Below are 18,962 nucleotides of genomic sequence, written 5' to 3'. Positions count from 1 at the left end.
GGGTCAGTTGCCCGCGATGGACGCCGCCGCGATGACGACGAACATGAGGACCAGGACGCCGGCCATGATCTGGTTGCGGATTTTGGGATTCACGGTATCGAGCGTAACCGCAGTGCCCGGCGGACCGGCTCACCGGCCCAGGGGCCAGGCGGCGACGGTCTCGTAGCGCGGCCGGCCGCCGCCCGGTCCGTGCTCGGGCAGGTTGCTGCGTACGAGAGCCAGCTCGTCCACCGTCCACGGGGTGCCGGCGAAGGGGGCGAGGGCGGCGAGGTAGGGACCGAGGTCCGGCTCCGCCGCCCGCGCCCGCTCGCCGTGCCTGCGGGTGCGGGCCAGGGTGAGGTGGGGCCGGAACGGAAGTCCGGTGTCCGGCTCGGTACCGGCCTCGCGGGCGGCGTCGGCGGCGGAGGCCGCGAGCCGCCGGAGGGCACCGGTGTCGCCGCCCGCACCGGCCCACAGGGCCCGCCCGCCGAAGTGTCCGCCGCCCTTGAGCGACAGCCGGAACGCCCGCGCCTCCCCCGCCGCACGGGCGAGCGCGCGCTCGAGCGGGGCGACCCGCTCCTCCTCGACCTCCCCGAGGAAGGCCAGCGTGAAGTGCCACCCTGGCCGCCCGGTCCAGCGAAGCGCCCCGGCACCCTCGATCGCGGTCAACCCATCGACGAACAGGCCCAGTTCACCGACGGCGGCGGGCGGCGGCAGCACCGCGACGAAGAGTCTCATGCGGCCATTGTGGCCACCGGGGCGTCCCACGACACGCGCCCGTGGTGATCGCGGACCCGACCCGGCGGCGGGTCAGCGGCCCGCCCGGTGGGCGAGATGGGTCCCGATGGCGTCCAGCACCAGGTCCAGCGCTCCCTCGAACGCCGAACCGGCCATCACCGGCAGGTGCTCCCGTACCGCGAAGAGGTGCGGGTACTCCTGCGGCGAGACGCCCTCGTACACACTCGACGCCCACGCCTCCGCGTCCGCCTCCTGCTGCTCGGGACGCAGCCCCTGCACCGCCGCGTCCAGGGCGGCGTGACCCAGGACGGTGTCGATGAAGGCGTGGTAGTGGCGCACCGCGGACGCGTCGTCGAAGCCCGCCGTGCGCAGCAGGCCCACTCCGGTGTCGATGGCCCGCTGCTCGTGCGGCCTGCGCGTCACGCGGAAGCCGCTGAGCAGGGCGACCCTCGGGTGGCGCTGTGCCGAGCGGTAGGCCCGCAGGCCGAACTCCCGCAGTGAGGAACGCCAGCTGGCGGGGTCCGGGTCGGGGGTGAAGCCGGCCATCGTCTCGCCGATCAGCCGGTCGCCCAGCGCGAGGTGGAGGTCCTCCACCGAGCGGAAGTAGCGGTAGACCGCGCTCGGGTCCGCCCCCAGCGCCTGGCCCAGCTTGCGCATGGTCAGCGCTTCTGCGCCGTGCTCCTCGACGAGGGCGAGCGCCTTGTCGACGATGGAGTCCGCGGACAGGACCGCGCCGGAGCGGGTCGGCCGCCGGCGTTTGCGTTCCGTGGGGATCCGGGTCCCGCCGTCGCCGTTCGCCGCCGCCACTGTGCCGTCCCCTCGCCCCGCGCCTCGCCCGCGCCCGGTCCGCGCCGCACACCCGTGCCTCGTACCGCGCCGTGCCGTCCGCCTTCTGCCGTCCGCCAGTTAACCACCGCGGCACCGGACCGCATTACGTCAACGCCATTGACATAAGCCTGACGGCGCCTGTTTCATCGGCGCACACCACCAGCCGCCATGACCCCCGCAGGAGTGTGCGCCGTGCCCCCGAACACGCAGCAGCCACCGTCGCCGACGCAGCCGCCCGCCCTGCGCCGCTCCCTCGGCGTCAAGGACGGCATGGCCATCGCCGCCTCCAGCACCGCCGCCACCACCAGCATCGGCATCGGCATGGGGACGCTCGCCGCGTACGCGGGACGCCAGACGCCGGTCCTGCTGCTCCTCGCGTTCCTGCCGATCGCGGGCATCGCCCTCGCCTACTCCCGGCTCAACCGCACCGAGCCCAACTGCGGCAGCAGCTACACCTGGGTGGGCCGCTCGCTCGGCCCCTGGCCCGGGTTCCTCACCGGGTGGGTCGTCCTCGTCGGCACCATGATCTTCATGGCCTACACCGGGGCCGTGACCGGCTCGGTCATCCTGCAGTTCCTCAACAAGCTCGGCCTCGAATCCGCCTTCGGCATCGCCCTGGACCCGTCCTCCACCGGCATCAGCACCGTCGTCGGCCTGGTCGCGCTCGTCGCCGTCACCGTCACCGCGATCACCGGGGTGCGCGGCGCCACCCGGCTCCAGCTCGCCCTGCTGGTCTTCGAGTACGTCGTCCTGGTCGTCTTCTGCGGCTGGGCGATCGTCGTCGGCGACCAGCCGTTCTCGCTGTCCTGGCTCAACCCCTTCGAGATCGGCTCCGGCCAGTCGCTGGCCCAGGGCCTGGTGCTGGCCGTGTTCATCTTCTGGGGCTGGGACGCGGCGTTCAGCGTCAACGAGGAAAGCAAGGACCCGCGCGACGCGGCCCGGGGCGGCTTCATCGCGCTCCTCACCATGCTCGGGCTCTTCCTCTTCGCCTCGATCGCCTTCCAACGCGTCATGAACACCGGCGAGTTGGTGGAGAACGGCCCGCAGGCCCTCACCTTCCTCGGCTCGCACCTCGCCGCCGAGCCCTGGGCCTCGCTGCCGCTGGCCGCCCTGATGTGCTCGGCCTTCGCCTCGCTCCAGTCCAGCGTCATCCCCACCGCGCGCGGCAACCTCGCGATGGGCCGCGACCGTACGCTCGGGAGGATGTGGACCCGGATCCACCCGAGGTTCGGCACCCCCGCGATCGGCACCCTCGTCCTGATGGCCATCGCGGCCGGGATCTCCGTGCTCGCGGTCGGCATCCCCAAGCTCAACGACATGATCCTCACCGCCGTGAACTCCATCGGCCTGACCGTCTCCCTCTACTACGGGCTGACCGCCATCGCCTGCGCGGTCCGCTTCCGCGGCTCGCTGCGCGCGGGCCCCCGGGAGGCGCTGGCCGCCGTGCTCGTGCCCGCCGCGAGCGGACTGGCCCTCTTCGGCCTCGGCGGCTACCTGGCCTACACCTACGCCACGATGAGCGACCACTTCGAGGCCAGCCCGGACAACGGCTGGTTCATGCTGACCATTCCGGCCGTGGTCGTCGGGTCCGGCCTCGTGGCCGCGGCCGTCGCCAAGTGGGTACGGAAATCCCCGTACTTCACCCCCGAGGGACGCGGCCGGGGCACCGACCCGGACGCGGTGGTCCTGCCGATGGACCGCACGGCCACCCCGCTCTGAGGCAACCGTCCGCCACCCACGAGGCTCCTCGGGTACGGGACCCCCGAAGGCCCCGCACTCCGGGCCCAGGACCCCGCGCCGACACACGCCCCCACACACACCCACGACACCCGCGCCGACCGCACACCCCCGCACCACCCCGAACCGCAAGGAGCACCCCGTATGCCGACCTTCGACCAGCCCGCCGACCTCGTCCTCACCGGCGGCCCCGTGCACACCGTGGACGCGGCGCGCAGCCGGGCGACCTCCGTCGCGGTGCGCGGCGGCCGGATCGTCGCCGTCGGCCACGACGAGGTGCGCGATCTGATCGGGTCCCGCACCCGGGTCGTGGACCTGGCGGGCAAGCTGCTGCTCCCGGGCTTCCAGGACGCGCACGTCCACCCGGTCGGCGGCGGCGTCGAGGCGGGCCAGTGCGACCTGACGGGCGCGGTCACCGCGGACGAGTACCGGGAGATCATCAGCGGGTACGCCGACGCCCACCCCGACGCGGAGTGGATCACCGGTGGCGGCTGGTCGATGGAGGCCTTCCCCGGCGGCACGCCCACCCGCCGGTTCCTGGACGCGCTCGTCCCCGACCGGCCCGTGTACCTGGTCAACCGCGACCACCACGGTGGACTCGCCAACTCCCGGGCGCTGGAGCTGTGCGCGGTCGACGCGGACACCCCGGACCCGGCCGACGGCCGGCTGGAGCGGGACGCCGACGGCGTGCCCACCGGGATGCTCCAGGAGGGCGCGATGGGCCTGGTGGCCCGCCGGGTCCCCGCGCCGGGCCCCGACGAGCTCCTCGCCGGACTGCTCCGCGCCCAGCGGCTGCTGCACTCGCGGGGCGTCACCGCCTGGCAGGACGCCCTGCTCGGCGCGCACGCCGGGATGGCCGACCCCTCCCCCGCCTACGCGCGGGCGGCCCGGGACGGTCTGCTCACCGCGCGCGTGGTCGGCTCGCTGTGGTGGGACCGGGCCAGGGGCGAGGAGCAGTTGCCGGAGCTGCTGGCCCGGCGCGAGGAGCTGACGATCGGGGACCGGCTGCGCGCCACCACCGTGAAGATCATGCAGGACGGGGTCGCGGAGAACCACACCGCGGCGATGCTCGGCCCGTACCTCACCGCGTGCGGCTGCGCCTCCGACAACTCCGGGATCTCCTTCATCGACCCCGAGCGGCTGCGCGCGTACGTCACCTCGCTCGACGCGGCGGACTTCCAGGTGCACTTCCACGCGCTGGGCGACCGGGCGGTGCGGGAGGCGCTGGACGCGGTCGCGGCGGCCCGTAAGGCCAACGGGTGGCGCGACACCCGTCCGCACCTCGCGCACCTCCAGGTGGTGCACCCCGACGACGTCCCCCGGTTCCGGGAACTGGGCGCGAGCGCCAACATCCAGGCGCTGTGGGCCGCCCACGAGCCCCAGATGGACGAGCTGACCATTCCGTTCCTGGGCGCGGAGCGGGCCGCCCACCAGTACCCCTTCGGGGACCTGCTGCGCAGCGGGGCGACGCTGTGCGCGGGCAGCGACTGGCCGGTCAGCAGCCCGGACCCGCTGGAGGCGCTCCAGGTGGCGGTGACGCGGCGGGAGCCGGGGGCGGCGGAGGGGACGCCGGTGTTCCTGCCGGAACAGCGCATCGATCTGGGCGCGGCGGTCGCGGCGTACACGGCGGGCAGCGCGTACGTGAACCATCTGGACGACACCGGGTCGATCCGGGTGGGCGCTCTCGCGGACCTGACGGTCCTGGACCGGGACATCTTCGCGGGGCCGGCGGAGGGGATCGCGGAGGCGCGGGTCGAGGGGACGTACGTGGGGGGTGTGGAGGTGTACGCGGCGGAGGGGTGAGGGGTGGGCCTCCGGCGGGGCGGAGTGGGGGTGCGGCTCCGCCGGGGCGTCCGGGGGTGGGGGTTCGGCTCCGCCGGGGTGGACGGGGCCGGAGGGTTCGGCTCCGCCGGGGGCCGCCCCCTTGCCCGCCCGTTCCGCCCCCGGGGGGCGGCCCCGCCGCCCAAGGGGGCGGGGGCGGGGTGGGGGCGGGGGGCTAGGGCGGGCCCCGTCGCCCCAGGGGGGCGGGGGCGGGGGTCAGGCGACTGCTACCAGGTCTTTGTGCTTGGCCGCGCGGGCGCTGGGGACCAGGGTCAGGTGCTGGTGGCCCCTGCGCAGGTCCAGCTTGGGGCGCAGGCCGCCGACGCGGCACAGCAGCAGGCCGATTCCGGCGGCGGCGAGTGCGGAGATCACACCGCCCGCCGCGAAGCCGACCCGGGCACCGTAGGTGTCGGTGACCCAGCCCAGCAGCGGCGCTCCCAGCGGGGTGCCGCCGGTGAAGACCATCATGAACAGGGCCATCACCCGCCCCCGCATCGCGGGATCGGTCGCCATCTGGACGCTGGAGTTCGCGGTGACGTTGACCGTCAGCCCGAACATGCCGATCGGCACCATCATCACGGCGAACAGCCAGAACTCCGGCGCGAACGCCGTCACCAGTTCCAGCACGCCGAACAGCAGCGCCGCTCCCACCAGCAGCCGCAGCCGCGAGGTGCCGCGCCGGGCCGCGAGCAGCGCACCCGCCAGCGAGCCGGCCGCCATCAGGGTGTTGAGCAGGCCGTAGGTCCCGGCGTCCCCGTGGAAGACGTCGTCGACGAAGGCCGAGAGCCAGATCGGGAAGTTGAACCCGAAGGTGCCGATGAAGCCGACGAGGACGATCGGCCAGATCAGCTCGGGCCGCCCGGCCACGTACCGCAGGCCCTCGCGCAGCTGTCCCTTGCCGCGCGGGGTGCGCTCCACCTTGTGCAGCTCGGAGGTCCGCATCATCAGCAGACCGGCGATCGGCGCGAGGAAGGACAGGCCGTTGAGCAGGAAGGCGTAGCCGCTGCCGACGGCGGTGATCAGGACACCGGCGACCGCGGGACCGACCAGCCGGGCCGACTGGAAGTTCGCGGAGTTCAGGCTGACCGCGTTGCGGATCTGGTCGGGGCCGACCATCTCGGCGACGAAGGTCTGCCGGGCCGGGTTGTCGACGACGGTGACCAGACCGCCGACGAAGGCGGTCGCGTAGACGTGCCACACCTCGACGTTCCCGGTCAGGGTGAGTGCCGCCAGCGCGAGGCCGGTGAGTCCCATCGCGGACTGCGTCGCCAGGAGCAGGGGACGCTTCGGCAGCCGGTCGGCGAGCACGCCTCCGTACAGGCCGAACAGCAGCATGGGAAGGAACTGCAGGGCGATGGTCAGACCGACGGCGGACGCCGAGCCCGTGAGGGAGAGAACCAGCCAGTCCTGGGCGATGCGCTGCATCCAGGTGCCGGTGTTGGAAACGACTTGCCCGCTTGCGAAGAGCCGGTAGTTCCGGTTCCTGAGCGAGCTGAACATGGAAGTAGGTGCGGTCGGTGCGGGGGCGGAGTCTGCTCCGGTTCCCGTACTCAAAGTGGGTTCGCCTCCTTGGCGGCGCGCGGGGTCGTGTGTGCCCCCTGGGGCCCGGGTGGGCTACAGGTGGGCGAGTTTCTCCAGGACCGGGGCGGCAGCGCGCAGCTTCGCCCAGTCGTCCTCGTCCAGACCGTCGGCGAGATGGGCCAGCCAGGCGTTCCGCTTGCGCCGGCTCTCTTCGAGCATGGCTTCGGCGGTCTCGGTCTGGCGGACCACCTTCTGGCGGCGGTCGTCGGGGTGCGGTTCGAGCCTGACCAGCCCCTTGGCTTCGAGCAGCGCGACGATGCGGGTCATCGACGGAGGCTGGACGTGCTCCTTGCGGGCCAGCTCCCCGGGGGTCGCCGAACCACAGCGGGCGAGGGTGCCGAGCACCGACATCTCGGTGGGGCTCAGCGACTCGTCGACTCGCTGGTGCTTCAGGCGCCGGCTCAGCAGCATGACTGCGGAGCGGAGGGCGTTCACGGCGGCGGCGTTGTCGCCGTGGGACAGGTCAGGCATGTTTGTTAGCGTAACTCATTACCCACTCTAAAGACCACCTGAATCACAGGGGGCGTGCCGAGGGTGGCCGACGTCACCCGTAAGGGTGAGCTGGGGCCGAAAAGTGACGCACGGCCCGGGAGCACCGGCCGACCCTGGGGAGATGGACTCATCGGTGCTCAGCCTGCGCATAGACGCTGATCTCCACGACCGGCTGCGCGAACGGGCCGCGAAACGAGGAATGAGCGTCCAGGACTATGTGGTCCGGACGCTCATTCGCGACGACTTCGACGAGCGGTTCAAGACCGCGGTCGACGAGACGGAGAAGTTCTACGGGGCCGCCTAGCCGAGGGGGGAGGGCGGGTTACGTCAGGCCCAGGGCCGGCATCAGGTAGTAGAAGGCGAAGACGGCCGAGACGCAGTACATCGCGACCGGCACCTCGCGCCCGCGGCCCGCGGCCAGCCGCAGCACGCAGAAGCTGACGAAGCCGATGCCGATGCCGTTCGTGATCGAGTACGTGAACGGCATCATCAGCATCGTCAGGAACGCCGGCACCGCGATCGTGTAGTCGGACCAGTCGATGGCCCGGACCGAGCCGGACAGGATCAGGAAGCCGACCGCGAGCAGTGCCGGGGTGGCCGCCTGCGACGGGACCATCGTGACCAGCGGGGTCAGGAACAGGCCGACGGCGAAGAGACCGCCGGTGACCATGTTGGCCAGGCCGGTGCGCGCGCCCTCGCCGACGCCCGCGGTGGACTCCACGAAGCAGGTGGTGGCGGAGGAGGAGGTGCCGCCGCCCGCGGCGACCGCGAGGCCGTCGACGAGCAGGACCTTGTTGACGCCGGGCAGGTTGCCCTTCTCGTCGGTCAGCTTGGCCTCGTCGCCGACCGCGAGGATGGTGCCCATCGCGTCGAAGAAGCAGGAGAGCAGCACCGAGAAGACGAACAGGAGGCCGGTCAGCAGGCCGACCTTCTCGAAGCCGCCGAACAGGCTGACCTTGCCGATCAGCCCGAAGTCGGGCATCGCGACCGGGTTGCCGGGCCACTCGGGCGTGGTCAGGCCCCAGCTCTTCACATCGGCGACGGCGTTGATGATCATCGCGAGGACGGTCATCACGACCATCGAGATCAGGATCGCGCCGGGCACCTTGCGGGTCAGCAGCGCCAGCGTGAGCAGCACGCCGAGCACGAAGATCAGGACCGGCCAGCCGACGAGGTGGCCGCCGGTGCCGAGCTGGAGCGGGACGGTGGTGTGCGCGGCGTCCGGCATCCGGGAGACGAAGCCCGAGTCGACGAGGCCGATCAGCATGATGAACAGGCCGATGCCGATCGCGATGCCCTTGCGCAGCCCCAGCGGCACCGCGTTCATCACGCGCTCCCGCAGTCCGGTGGCGACCATCAGCATGACGACGACACCGGCGAGGACGACCATGCCCATCGCGTCGGGCCAGCTCATCTTCGGCGCGAGCTGGAGGGCGACGACGGTGTTGACGCCGAGGCCGGCGGCCAGCGCGATCGGGACGTTGCCGATGACGCCCATCAGGAGGGTGGAGAGGGCGGCGGTCAGCACGGTGGCGGTGACCAGCTGGCCGTTGTCGAGCTGGTGCCCGTACATGTCCTTGGCGCTGCCGAGGATGATCGGGTTCAGCACGATGATGTACGCCATCGCGAAGAAGGTGGCGAGACCGCCGCGCAGCTCGCGGGCGACCGTCGAACCCCGCTCAGTGATCTTGAAGAACCGGTCGAGTCCGTTGACCGGCCCCTGCGGCTGCGAGGGCTTCGGTGCGGACGACTCGGCGGCGTCCACCGGGGAGCTGGCGGGGGGCATGCATGACCTCACGGGGAGACAGGAGCGGGGCGAAATCCGGTCTGACTTGGAGGTTTAAACGAACGGAACCAGTCAAACCAAAGCAGATTCAGTATGAATGCATAAGGGGAAGATCGGTATCTCCGCGCGTAGACCCCTGTGCGGACAGGGCCGTCGGCCTTGCCGCGACCCCTCACCGGGTGCGGCCTACACTGACTCGCATGGCGAAGTGGACAGCGCAGCACGAGGCACCCGAGCCCCTGGAGGGGCCCGTCGTCGGCACCATCGTCGGCGGCACGGTCATCTGGTTCGTGATCTTCCTCGGGCAGGCCGCGTTCTACGGCTGGTTCGCCGACCGCGACCTGGTCTGGTGGTACTGGACCCCGCTGGCCGGCGCCGGACTCGGCCTCATCGGCATCTGGTACGTGCGCGGACGCGACGCGGCGCTCAAGCGGTTCGCCGCGGAGAAGGCGGAGCGCGAAGCGGCCGGTTCCGCCTGAACCGGCCGGCCCCCTCCGGTCACCTGGGCCTCCCTTAGCACGGCCGGGCCCGGTTCCGTCATGCTTTAGCAGACACCGGGAAGTGCCTTTGTACGACCTTTGGCCTGTCCTCATCCTGCCGAGGCATGATCTTGCCGCTGTTCGACGGGTGAACGCGTACTTCCACCCGTACCGTCGAACGCATGACACACATTGACGCGGGCTCGGAGCTCGACCCCGTACACCCGGTGGGACCACCCGACGGCGCACCGGCCGTGGCCGTGGCGACGCGCACGAGAGGGCTCACCGCCGCCGAGGTGGCGGAGCGGATAGCGCGCGGTGAGGTCAATGACGTCCCGGTGCGCAGTTCGCGTTCGACGGCGGAGATCGTCCGGGGCAATGTCTTCACCCGCTTCAACGCGATCATCGGCGTGCTCTGGGCGATCATGCTCGTCGTCGCGCCCATTCAGGACAGCCTGTTCGGCTTCGTGATCATCGCGAACACCGGCATCGGCATCATCCAGGAACTGCGCGCCAAGAAGACCCTGGACGGGCTCGCGGTCATCGGCGAGGCCAAGCCGACGGTGCGCCGGGACGGGGTCGCCGCCGAGATCTCCACCTCCCAGATCGTGCTCGGCGACGTCATCGAACTGGGACCGGGCGACAAGGTGGTGGTCGACGGCGAGGTCGCCGAGGCCGACAACCTGGAGGTCGACGAGTCGCTGCTGACCGGCGAGGCCGACCCGGTGCTCAAGAAGCCGGGCGACCCGATGATGTCCGGCTCGTTCGTCGTCGCGGGCGGCGGCGCCTTCACCGCGACCAAGGTCGGCCGGGAGGCGTACGCGGCACAGCTCGCCGAGGAGGCCTCGCGCTTCACGCTCGTCCACTCCGAGCTGCGCAGCGGTATCTCCACCATCCTCAAGTACGTCACCTGGATGATGGTCCCGACCGCGCTGGGGCTGATCCTCAGCCAGATGTTCGCGAAGGAGAACGCCTTCGCGGACTCCGTCGCCCGCACCATCGGCGGCATCGTCCCGATGATCCCCGAGGGCCTGGTCCTGCTGACCTCCGTCGCCTTCGCGATCGGCGTCATCCGGCTCGGCCGCAAGCAGTGCCTGGTGCAGGAGCTGCCCGCGATCGAGGGGCTGGCCCGCGTCGACGTCGTCTGCCTCGACAAGACGGGCACCCTCACCGAGGGCGGCATGGACGTCACCGAGCTGCGCCCGCTGGGCGGCGCGGACGAGAGCTACGTGAAGCAGGTGCTCGGGGCGCTCGGCGAGTCCGACCCGCGGCCGAACGCCAGCCTCCAGGCGATCAAGGACGCCTACCCGGACGAGGCCGAGTGGCGGGTGCTGGAGTCGCTGCCCTTCTCCTCCGCCCGCAAGTACAGCGGTGCCTCCTTCAGCGACGGCACCGGCGAGAACTCGACCTGGCTGCTCGGCGCCCCGGACGTCCTGCTGCCCGAGGGCGACCCCGCGCTCGCCGAGATCGACGAGCTGAACGCCCAGGGGCTGCGCGTGCTGCTGCTCGCACGGGCGGCCGGCGAGCTGGACGACCCGCAGGTGTCGGCGGGTGCGACGGCGACCGCGCTGGTCGTGCTCGAACAGCGGCTGCGCCCCGACGCGGGCGAGACCCTCGCCTACTTCGCCGACCAGAACGTCGCCGCGAAGGTGATCTCCGGCGACAACGCGGTGTCGGTGGGCGCGGTGGCCGGCAAGCTCGGCCTGCCCGGCGCGGAGAACACCGTCGACGCGCGCACCCTCCCCAAGGACCAGGCCGAGATGGCCAAGGTCCTCGACGAGAACGCGGTCTTCGGCCGGGTCACCCCCCAGCAGAAGCGCGACATGGTCGCCGCCCTCCAGTCCAAGGGCCACACGGTCGCCATGACCGGCGACGGCGTCAACGACGTACTGGCGCTGAAGGACGCCGACATCGGCGTCTCGATGGGCTCGGGCTCGGAGGCCACCCGCGCGGTCGCGCAGATCGTCCTCCTCAACAACAGCTTCGCCACCCTCCCCTCGGTGGTCGCCGAGGGCCGCCGGGTCATCGGCAACATCACCCGGGTCGCGACCCTCTTCCTGACGAAGACGGTCTACTCGGTGCTGCTGGCCATCCTCGTGGTGTGCACCCAGGTCGACTACCCGTTCCTGCCGCGCCACCTGACGCTGCTCTCCACCCTGACGATCGGTGTCCCGGCCTTCTTCCTGGCCCTCGCGCCGAACAAGGAGCGGGCCAAGCCGCACTTCGTGCGCAGGGTGATGCGGTACTCGATCCCCAGCGGCATCATCGCCGCCGCCGCGACCTTCACCACGTACCTGCTGGCCCGGTCCCACTACACCGGTGCGGACGCGCTGGCGGCGGAGACCAGCGCGGCGACGCTGACGCTGTTCCTGGTCGCGATGTGGGTACTGGCGATCATCGCCCGGCCGTACACCTGGTGGCGGATCGGCCTGGTGGCCACGATGGGAGTGGGCTTCCTGCTGGTGCTGGCCGTGCCGTGGCTGCAGAACTTCTTCGCGCTGAAGCTGGTGGGCACGACGATGCCGTGGACTGCCGTCGGCATCGCGGTGGCCGCCGCCGTACTGCTCGAAGCGGTCTGGCGCTGGGTCGGCCGGAAGTGGCCCGCCTGACGCCCTGAAGCCCCGCCGCCCCCTTGGGCGGCGGGGCCCCTCGGGGGCGGAACGGGCGGGCCAGGGGGGCGGCCCCCGGCGGAGCCGACCCCCCGACGCCCCCGCTCCCTCAGTCGAACCAGCGGTCCCGCGACAACTCCCCCGTCCGCGTCGGATCCTCCAGCAGCGCCGCCACCTCGAACCTCCGCGGCCACTCCCCCGCCGCCCAGGCCAGGCCCGCCGCCACCCCCTCCAGCGTGGCCGCGTGGATCACGCCGTCGGGCGTCCGCCGCCAGTCCAGCTCGACGCCCCCGGCCCGGAGTTCGTCGTGCTCGCGGTAGACGTCCGGGGTGTCGGGGCCGAGCAGGACCCGCACCGCGGCCGGCACCTCGTGCTCCGTACCGGCCTCCGCCACCTCCGCCGCCACCGTCTCGCTGACCCGCCGCACCTGGAGGAGCTCGGCCAGCGCCGCGGCCAGCGCCGGGGCCACCGGCAGCAGCGGCAGCCCCCCGGTCAGCGGCAGCAGGTCCGGCACGTCCGCGATCAGCGCCTCGCCCGCGTCCACCACCGCGAGGTCGCCGTCGACGACCACCCGCAACTCGTCGGGCAGCGTGACCTGTTCGGGGTCGAGCGCCGCCAGCGCCGTGTACAGCGCGTGCAGCTGCCGTTCGGTCAGCTCCGCCGCCGGGTCCGTGAGCCGGGCCAGCAGCTCGGCGGCCCCGCCCGGCTCGGCGAGCAGCGAGGCCAGCGTCGTCCGTACGCCCAGGGCCCGGAGCACCTGCTCGTCGTCGAAGCCGGTCGCGTCCGCCTCGTCGTACAGGCCCTCCAGGAGTGCGTCGCCGCCCGCGGCGAGCAGTCCGGCGGGCCGGCGGCCGTCGAGCACCGGGTGGTCGCGCAGCCACCAGGCGGTGTACGGGCGCACCGAACGGGTGGTGCCGTCCGGCAGCAGCACCCGCACCTGCTGGGTCAGCGCGTCCCGCAGCGGCGGCTGCGCGAGCAGCGCGAGGGCCTGCGGCCACTTGTCGTCGTCGACCAGATCGAGGTCGCGGACCGCGACGATCTCCGTGGCGACCGGCGGTACCGGGGTGTCCGGCAGCTGGTCGAGGAGGTCCTCGCACCACACGTCGACGGCGTCGAGCAGCCCGGCGTCGTCCGGCTCGGCGTAGTCGGAGTCCCGGGGCTCGAACTCGTCGGGGTCGAGCACGACGTCCGTCGCCCGTACGAGCGCGAAGGTCGCCAGCACACCGCAGGCGGCCAGGGTCCGCTCGCCCCAGCGGTCGGCCAGCTCCTGCTCCACGAGCGCCAGTTCGCCCTCCCGCATGATCCCGGCGAAGGCGCTGCCGGGAACCACCAGCTCGCCGGCGGGCGAGGTCTCGCCGTCCTCGTCGGGCAGGGCGAGCGCGCCGAGCCAGGGCTCGTCGCCGGGCGCCAGTTCGGCGTCCCTGACCAGGCCCAGCACCGTCTCCACGAGTTCGTCGGCGTCGAGCGCGTCCTCGTCCCACAGGTCGGCCCCGTCGAGCGAGGCGGCGACGGCCGCCCGCACCTGGGGGGTGGTCAGCACGGCGCGGGGCGTCGCCGGGAGGGCGCCGAGCTTCTCCAGCAGGGGGTGGGCGGCGTCGGCGTGGGCGACCCGCAGTCCGAGCCGGGCGAGCTGTCCGGCGGCCTCGGGGGTGGAGTCGGGGAGCGGCAGCAGGACCTGCCGGGGGCCGATCGCGGTACGCCCGTTGGCGAGCGGCACCGGGAGCCCCGCCAGCCGGTCCGGGTCGATGCCGGCGAGGGACTCGTACAGCCGCCGCCACCAGTCGGGGGCGCGCTCGGCGCCCGCGATGCGCTCGATGGCGTCGCCGAGCGGCAGCCGTCCGACGCCCAGGGTCCGCAGTTCGGCCCGCCGCTCAAGACCGGCGGGCAGCAGCGTCGGCAGGACCTCGGCGAGGACCCGTACGGTCTCCTCCCCCGCCCCTTCGACGACCTCCGCCTCGAACGGGCGCAGCGCGGGCTGCTCCTCGGTGGGCGCGGCGGGCAGCAGGAACGCGACGCGCGGCAGCCGTCCGACGACGGCGGCCCGCAGCGCCCCGTCCAGGGCGCCCTTGCCGAGCGGCCCCGGCACCAGGTCGATGGTCCCGGTGCCGACCGGCTGCCAGCCGCCGAGCAGCTCGGCGTAGGCGTCGGCGGCCCGCTCGACGAGGAAGTCGGTGAGCGGGCCCGGTGCCGGGTGGCGCCGGGTGGGGTCGAGCGGGAAGGAGGCGATGAGGAGGGCGGGCACGCCGAGCGGTTCGTCGGTGGGCGTCGGCGCGTGCACGACAGCGGCGGTACGGGGCGGCAGCGGCGCGCCCTCGCCGTCGACGGGCACCGCCCAGGTGAGCGACCAGTGGGGCCGCAGCCGCTCCTCGACGGGCCGGTCGGCGAGCAGGTCCCGGCCGAGGGCCCCGGCGGCGGCGTGGGTGCGCCAGCGGGTGGTGCGGGCGCCGGTGCCGTCGGCGCCGGTGTCCCGGATGTGGACGTACGGCCCGTGCTCCTCCCGGGACAGCGTGCGCACCCCTTCCGGGGTCTCCACGACGACCTCGGCCAGGCCGGGCAGGGTCAGCAGCAGGGCGTCGTCGACCGCCGCCAGCAGGTGCTCGACCAGGGCCAGGGCCGCCGGGTCGCGCAGCGGCAGGATGACGACGGTGTCGTACCCGTCGGGAGCGGTGCCCTCGGCGGGCAGCGGAAGGCGCAGCAGGGGTACGTGCCCGTCCCGCCGCCGGATCTCGTCGGCGAGGCCGGGACTGTCCAGGGCCGCCTCGTCGGCCATCCCCCTGGCCTCGGCGAGCGACCAGCGCACGCCGCCGTGCCGGCCGACCACGGCGGGCTCGTCGCTGACCGCGAGCACGGCGGCGAACCCGACGCCGAAGCGGCCGACGGCGGTGTCGGTGTCCGCCCGCTTGGCGGAGGCGCGCAGGGTGCTGAGGGACTCGGCCCCGGCGGCGTCGAGCGGGGCGCCGGTGTTGGCGGCGGCGAGCACGGCGGGGGCGTCGGGGGTGGCCGGGTGCAGGGTGAGCCGCAGCCGGCCGGCCGTGCGGGCGCGGGCGGCGGCGTCCGCGGCGTTCTGGGCGAGTTCGACGACGAGGCGGTCGCGGTAGCCGCCGAGGGCGAGGTCCTCCTCGGCGTTGGCGTCCTCGCGGAAGCGGACGGGGGTCGCGGCCCACGCGTCGAGCACCCCGCGCCGCAGACGGGCGGTGCCGAACGGGTCGCCGGGGGTGGTGGGATCTCCGCCGTCGGGGGCCGGGACGCTCACGGGGTGCTCCGCTCTGTGGGGTGTGTGCGGCGTGAAACGTATCGCGCTGGGGCGGTGCCCCTGCCCGAGCGGCCGTCATCCACACGTGCCCCCGGGGCGGCGGGCCCTCCCGGGCCGGGTGCCCGTCCGCGGCCCGTACGTGCCCGCTCGCGCAGTTCCCCGCGGCAGCGGTTCAGGGAAGGGGCGGGGAGGGGCACAGCCTGCCGCACCCCGGCCGGACAGCCCCCCGCGCCGCCTAGGAGTGGCCCAGGTCCTCCGAAGCCGGGTCCACCGCTCCCGGCACCGACCCGCCCTCCGGGTCCGGCCGCAGCGGAAACGCGTCCACCGCCATCGAATCCAGCACCGGCCCCGCCGGCTTCGGCGTCTTCGGCATGACGGCCGCCTCCGAGTGCCCCCCGCAGCCGTACGACAGCGAGACCACGTGCCCGTCGGCCGGTCCGAACTCGTTGGCGCAGATGCCGAAGGCCTGGCCGAGCGAGCCGGAGACCGGGACCAGGAACGCGCAGGAGACGCACGCGGCCGGGGCCGCCTGGGCCATCGGGGTCTTCGCCCCGTACTCCTCGTCCCAGCGGTCCGCCGCCAGGTGCAGCCCGTACCGCGACAGCACACGGGCCCGGCGCATGCCGAGCTCCTCGGCGACCGAGGTGATCGAGCCGCGCGCCGGAGCGGGCGTCACGGTCGCCACCGGAGCGGCCAGTTCCGCGTCCTCGGTGTCCGCGACCTCCGCGAGTGCCTCCGATGCGGGGGCCACCGCGGACCCCACCGGGGCCGCGGCCCGCGGAGCCGACGCTCCCGGGGCCGCCGGCCGTGCGGCGTACTCCTCCGCCGCCAGGACCGAGTTCGGCGGCGGCTCGTCCTCGCCGGTCCAGCCCGGCTCCAGCCGCAGGTCGTCCGCCTCGGTGGGCAGCAGGTCGCCGGGGCCCATGTCGCCGGGGCGCAGCCGCTCGCTCCACGGCACCCATTCGGGTGCGGCGAGGGAGTCGGGGCCGGGCAGCAGCACCGTCTCGTCCAGGGTGACGATCTTCGCGCGGGAGGCCCGCGCGACCGTCACGGCCCAGCGCCAGCCCCGGTAGCCCGGTTCCTTCGCCTCGAAGAGATGGGTGACCACCCGGTCGCCCTCGGCGAAAAGAGTGACGTGCTCGCCGACCACTCCTGGGAAGGCTGCCTCCTCGGCCGCCTCGCGTGCGAGGTCTACCGCCTCGGCGCACAGGCGGTCGGGGGTACGGCTTCTCGTCGTCGCAGCACTCACAGGTCTCGCTTCTCTCCTACGCCGTATCACGGGTGCGCCTGCCGATGACGATGTAGATGTACGAGCCGCGGGCGGAGCGGACCTGAGGGCCGCGTCGACGTCCGCGCCCGACTACCTGCCTCGGGCACACCTTCCGCCATCCATTCTGCGGGATCGCTGAGAGGCGCGCGGCCGAGTACAACCGCCGGTGGCGCGCTACGCACGCTACCCCCTCTGCCGCCCCCATCCCACCTGCACGTCCGAATCCTGGTTCGGGTCGGGTGGTGCCCGCGTGCCGTTGGGGCACTATTGCGGGGTGGCTACCGCACGGTCGTCGTCTCGGTCGTACGTCCCAACTGGGCCGCTGCGCAAGGCGGGTCGGGCGGTCGGTCGCGCCCTCCACCTGCCGTTCACCGGTACGGCCAAAGGGATCCGGCGTGCCACGCACGCCCACGGGGCCGGTGAGTCGGGCCTCGGAAAGCTGATCGAACTGCACGCCGTGAACGGCGCGGGCGACGTATTGATCACAATCGCACTCGCCTCCACGGTGTTCTTCTCCGTCCCCACCGACGAGGCCCGCGGCCGGGTGGCGCTCTACCTCGCGATCACCATGGCGCCCTTCACCCTTCTCGCCCCCGTCATCGGCCCGCTGCTGGACCGGCTGCCGCACGGGCGGCGGGCCGCGATGGCGGGCGCGATGCTGGCGCGGGCGGTGCTGGCGCTGGCGATGTCGGGGGCGGTCGCGACGGGCGGCATCGAGCTGTATCCGGCGGCGCTGGGCGTGCTGGTGGCGTCCAAGGCGTACGGGGTGGTCCGCAGTGCGGTGGTTCCCAGACTTCTCCCGCCGGCGTTCTCGCTGGTCAAGGCGAACTCGCGGGTGACCCTGGCGGGGCTGCTCGCGACGGGTGCGGCGGCGCCGATCGGTGCCGCGCTGCAACGTGTGGGGCCCGCGTGGCCGCTGTACGGGGCGTTCCTCGTCTTCGTGGCGGGCACCTTCCTCGCCTTCTCGATGCCGGGCAAGGTCGACTCGGCCAAGGGTGAGAAACGCGCGCATCTGGCCTCCGACCACCCGGGCGAGGAAGAGGCTCCCGAGCGGCCCGGCCGGGGGCTGCGCGACGTGGGCCCCTCGGTGGTCCACGCCCTCCAGGCCAACGCGGCCCTGCGCGCCCTCTCCGGCTTCCTGATCTTCTTCCTGGCCTTCCTGCTGAGACAGCACCCGCTGGACGGCCGCAGCGCGGCGGTCTCGCTGGGCATCGTGGGCGTCGCCGCCGGGCTCGGCAACGCGGTGGGGACGGCGGTCGGGGCGTGGCTGAAGTCCCGTGCGCCGGAGCTGATCATCGCGACGGTGCTGGCGGTGGCGCTCGGGGTGTCGGTGCTGACGGCCGTGTTCTTCAGCGGGCTGCTGGTGGCGGTGCTGGGCGCGACGGCAGGGCTGTGCCAGGCGCTGGGCAAGCTGTCGCTGGACGCGCTGATCCAGCGCGACGTGCCGGAGGCGGTGCGCAACTCGGCGTTCGCCCGTTCGGAGACGTTGCTCCAGATGGCGTGGGTGGCGGGGGGTGCGATCGGCATCGCGCTGCCGTTGGTGGCGCATCTGGGGATGGCGGTGGGGGCGGCGCTGGTGGCCCTCGGTGTGCTGCTGTCGGCGAGGGGGCTGCTGCGGGCGGCGGGGAGGAGGACTTCGGGGGGGCGGGTGCTGAGGTGAGGGGTGGGGGGGTGGGGCCGTGCGGGTGCGGGTCTGCCGGGGGCGTCCCGGGCGGGAAAGGTGCGGCTCCGCCGGGGGCCGCCCCCTTGCCCGCCCGTTCCGCCCCCGGGGGCGGCCCCGCCGCCCAAGGGGGCGGGGGCCGGGGGGGGTGGACACCCCGGGAAACACCCGGGCGCGGTGGTGGTCGGTTCGGGCGATAGCCTTCGCGCATGACCGTTGCGCTGTTCTCGGGCAAGGCCCGCCGTACCACCGCCGCCCTGGCTGTCGCCTCCGCAGGGCTGCTCGTCCTCTCCGCCTGCGAGAAGCCGACGCCGCTCGCGACCGTGACCGTGGGTTCGGACTCGGTGCACGCCGAGGCCACCTGCTACGAGGACGGCAAGGGGCTCGGCGAGAAGGCCTTCACGTCCTGCATGACCAAGAAGGCCACGGAGACGATCGACGCCTCGACCGGCGACACGCTCCGCATCGGGGTGGACCCCGAGGTCGCCGAGGACGGCTGGGTGCTGTTCGTCAACGGCCGTCCGATCGACGCCGAGACGTCGAAGAAGACGTACCGCACGGTGAAGGCCGAGGACATCCTCACCCAGGAGGGCCAGCCCAACCAGATGGGCCAGGCCCAGAAGGTCGCGCTCAAGGAGGCGCAGCTGACCATCGGCCAGATCAGCGGCAAGGAACTCGCCGGCATCTGGCACTTCAAGGTCAAGCGCGCCTCCTGAACAGGCGCCCCGA

General features: G+C 73.3%; 14 protein-coding genes. 7 read left to right on the top strand and 7 right to left on the bottom strand.

Annotated features, from left to right (window positions below):
* Nucleotides 1-129: 129 nt before the first annotated feature.
* Both thpR and ACFYVL_RS10435 read right to left on the bottom strand, forming a co-directional pair.
* Nucleotides 130-717 carry an RNA 2',3'-cyclic phosphodiesterase gene (gene thpR / locus ACFYVL_RS10440; RefSeq protein ID WP_389242867.1) on the bottom strand — a complete coding sequence of 196 codons (588 nt, stop codon included), beginning with the start codon at nucleotides 715-717 and terminating at the stop codon, nucleotides 130-132.
* Between the two features lie 72 nt (nucleotides 718-789).
* Nucleotides 790-1,524 (bottom strand): TetR/AcrR family transcriptional regulator, encoded by a 735-nt coding sequence (locus tag ACFYVL_RS10435; RefSeq protein ID WP_389242865.1) that lies wholly within the window; start codon nucleotides 1,522-1,524, stop codon nucleotides 790-792.
* 291 nt (nucleotides 1,525-1,815) lie between these two features.
* Here ACFYVL_RS10435 and ACFYVL_RS10430 point away from each other — a divergent pair, with 291 nt between their 5' ends.
* Nucleotides 1,816-3,264, top strand: a complete 1,449-nt coding sequence (locus ACFYVL_RS10430; RefSeq protein ID WP_389243407.1) for an APC family permease — start codon at nucleotides 1,816-1,818, stop codon at nucleotides 3,262-3,264.
* A gap of 162 nt (nucleotides 3,265-3,426) precedes the next feature.
* The gene (locus ACFYVL_RS10425; protein ID WP_389242863.1) at nucleotides 3,427-5,085 is read left to right on the top strand and encodes an amidohydrolase; all 1,659 of its coding nucleotides are present in this window, start codon (nucleotides 3,427-3,429) and stop codon (nucleotides 5,083-5,085) included.
* Between the two features lie 234 nt (nucleotides 5,086-5,319).
* Here the strand turns inward: ACFYVL_RS10425 and ACFYVL_RS10420 are convergent, their stop codons facing one another.
* Both ACFYVL_RS10420 and ACFYVL_RS10415 read right to left on the bottom strand, forming a co-directional pair.
* A complete protein-coding gene (locus tag ACFYVL_RS10420; protein WP_389242861.1) occupies nucleotides 5,320-6,657 on the bottom strand; it encodes an MFS transporter in 1,338 nt (445 codons plus the stop codon).
* Between the two features lie 60 nt (nucleotides 6,658-6,717).
* Entirely contained in the window at nucleotides 6,718-7,155 is a 438-nt protein-coding gene (locus ACFYVL_RS10415) for a MarR family winged helix-turn-helix transcriptional regulator (RefSeq protein WP_389242859.1), read from the bottom strand.
* A 142-nt stretch (nucleotides 7,156-7,297) separates the two neighbouring features.
* Here ACFYVL_RS10415 and ACFYVL_RS10410 point away from each other — a divergent pair, with 142 nt between their 5' ends.
* The gene (locus ACFYVL_RS10410) at nucleotides 7,298-7,480 is read left to right on the top strand and encodes a toxin-antitoxin system HicB family antitoxin (protein ID WP_389242857.1); all 183 of its coding nucleotides are present in this window, start codon (nucleotides 7,298-7,300) and stop codon (nucleotides 7,478-7,480) included.
* A gap of 18 nt (nucleotides 7,481-7,498) precedes the next feature.
* On the opposite strand, the gene ACFYVL_RS10405 is transcribed toward ACFYVL_RS10410, so the two are convergent.
* Entirely contained in the window at nucleotides 7,499-8,962 is a 1,464-nt protein-coding gene (locus ACFYVL_RS10405; RefSeq protein WP_389242855.1) for an NCS2 family permease, read from the bottom strand.
* 200 nt (nucleotides 8,963-9,162) lie between these two features.
* Here ACFYVL_RS10405 and ACFYVL_RS10400 point away from each other — a divergent pair, with 200 nt between their 5' ends.
* Nucleotides 9,163-9,441: a DUF2530 domain-containing protein gene (locus tag ACFYVL_RS10400; RefSeq protein ID WP_389242853.1), complete on the top strand. Its 279-nt coding sequence runs from the start codon at nucleotides 9,163-9,165 to the stop codon at nucleotides 9,439-9,441.
* Nucleotides 9,442-9,623: 182 nt separating this feature from the next.
* Nucleotides 9,624-12,050 (top strand): HAD-IC family P-type ATPase, encoded by a 2,427-nt coding sequence (locus ACFYVL_RS10395; RefSeq protein ID WP_389242851.1) that lies wholly within the window; start codon nucleotides 9,624-9,626, stop codon nucleotides 12,048-12,050.
* A 109-nt stretch (nucleotides 12,051-12,159) separates the two neighbouring features.
* Here the strand turns inward: ACFYVL_RS10395 and ACFYVL_RS10390 are convergent, their stop codons facing one another.
* Entirely contained in the window at nucleotides 12,160-15,303 is a 3,144-nt protein-coding gene (locus ACFYVL_RS10390) for a sacsin N-terminal ATP-binding-like domain-containing protein (RefSeq protein WP_389242849.1), read from the bottom strand.
* A gap of 235 nt (nucleotides 15,304-15,538) precedes the next feature.
* The gene (locus ACFYVL_RS10385) at nucleotides 15,539-16,552 is read right to left on the bottom strand and encodes a DUF3027 domain-containing protein (protein ID WP_389242847.1); all 1,014 of its coding nucleotides are present in this window, start codon (nucleotides 16,550-16,552) and stop codon (nucleotides 15,539-15,541) included.
* Nucleotides 16,553-16,829: 277 nt separating this feature from the next.
* On the opposite strand from ACFYVL_RS10385, the gene ACFYVL_RS10380 reads away from it, so the two are divergent.
* Both ACFYVL_RS10380 and ACFYVL_RS10375 read left to right on the top strand, forming a co-directional pair.
* Nucleotides 16,830-18,233: an MFS transporter gene (locus tag ACFYVL_RS10380; protein WP_389243405.1), complete on the top strand. Its 1,404-nt coding sequence runs from the start codon at nucleotides 16,830-16,832 to the stop codon at nucleotides 18,231-18,233.
* Nucleotides 18,234-18,442: 209 nt separating this feature from the next.
* The gene (locus tag ACFYVL_RS10375; protein WP_389242845.1) at nucleotides 18,443-18,949 is read left to right on the top strand and encodes a DUF2771 domain-containing protein; all 507 of its coding nucleotides are present in this window, start codon (nucleotides 18,443-18,445) and stop codon (nucleotides 18,947-18,949) included.
* The last annotated feature ends 13 nt before the right edge of the window (nucleotides 18,950-18,962 follow it).

This window comes from Streptomyces sp. NPDC004111 (genome assembly GCF_042874215.1).
GTDB lineage: Bacteria > Actinomycetota > Actinomycetes > Streptomycetales > Streptomycetaceae > Streptomyces.
The sequence above is the reverse complement of the archived record's forward strand: the minus strand, read 5'-3'. Positions and strand labels throughout refer to the sequence as shown.

Coding starts and splice junctions, on each gene's coding strand:
- thpR (WP_389242867.1), bottom strand. CDS start 717: ATGAGACTCTTCGTCGCGGTGCTGCCGCCGCCCGCCGCCGTCGGTGAA.
- ACFYVL_RS10430 (WP_389243407.1), top strand. CDS start 1,816: ATGGCCATCGCCGCCTCCAGCACCGCCGCCACCACCAGCATCGGCATC.
- ACFYVL_RS10425 (WP_389242863.1), top strand. CDS start 3,427: ATGCCGACCTTCGACCAGCCCGCCGACCTCGTCCTCACCGGCGGCCCC.
- ACFYVL_RS10415 (WP_389242859.1), bottom strand. CDS start 7,155: ATGCCTGACCTGTCCCACGGCGACAACGCCGCCGCCGTGAACGCCCTC.
- ACFYVL_RS10410 (WP_389242857.1), top strand. CDS start 7,298: ATGGACTCATCGGTGCTCAGCCTGCGCATAGACGCTGATCTCCACGAC.
- ACFYVL_RS10405 (WP_389242855.1), bottom strand. CDS start 8,962: ATGCCCCCCGCCAGCTCCCCGGTGGACGCCGCCGAGTCGTCCGCACCG.
- ACFYVL_RS10400 (WP_389242853.1), top strand. CDS start 9,163: ATGGCGAAGTGGACAGCGCAGCACGAGGCACCCGAGCCCCTGGAGGGG.
- ACFYVL_RS10395 (WP_389242851.1), top strand. CDS start 9,624: ATGACACACATTGACGCGGGCTCGGAGCTCGACCCCGTACACCCGGTG.
- ACFYVL_RS10375 (WP_389242845.1), top strand. CDS start 18,443: ATGACCGTTGCGCTGTTCTCGGGCAAGGCCCGCCGTACCACCGCCGCC.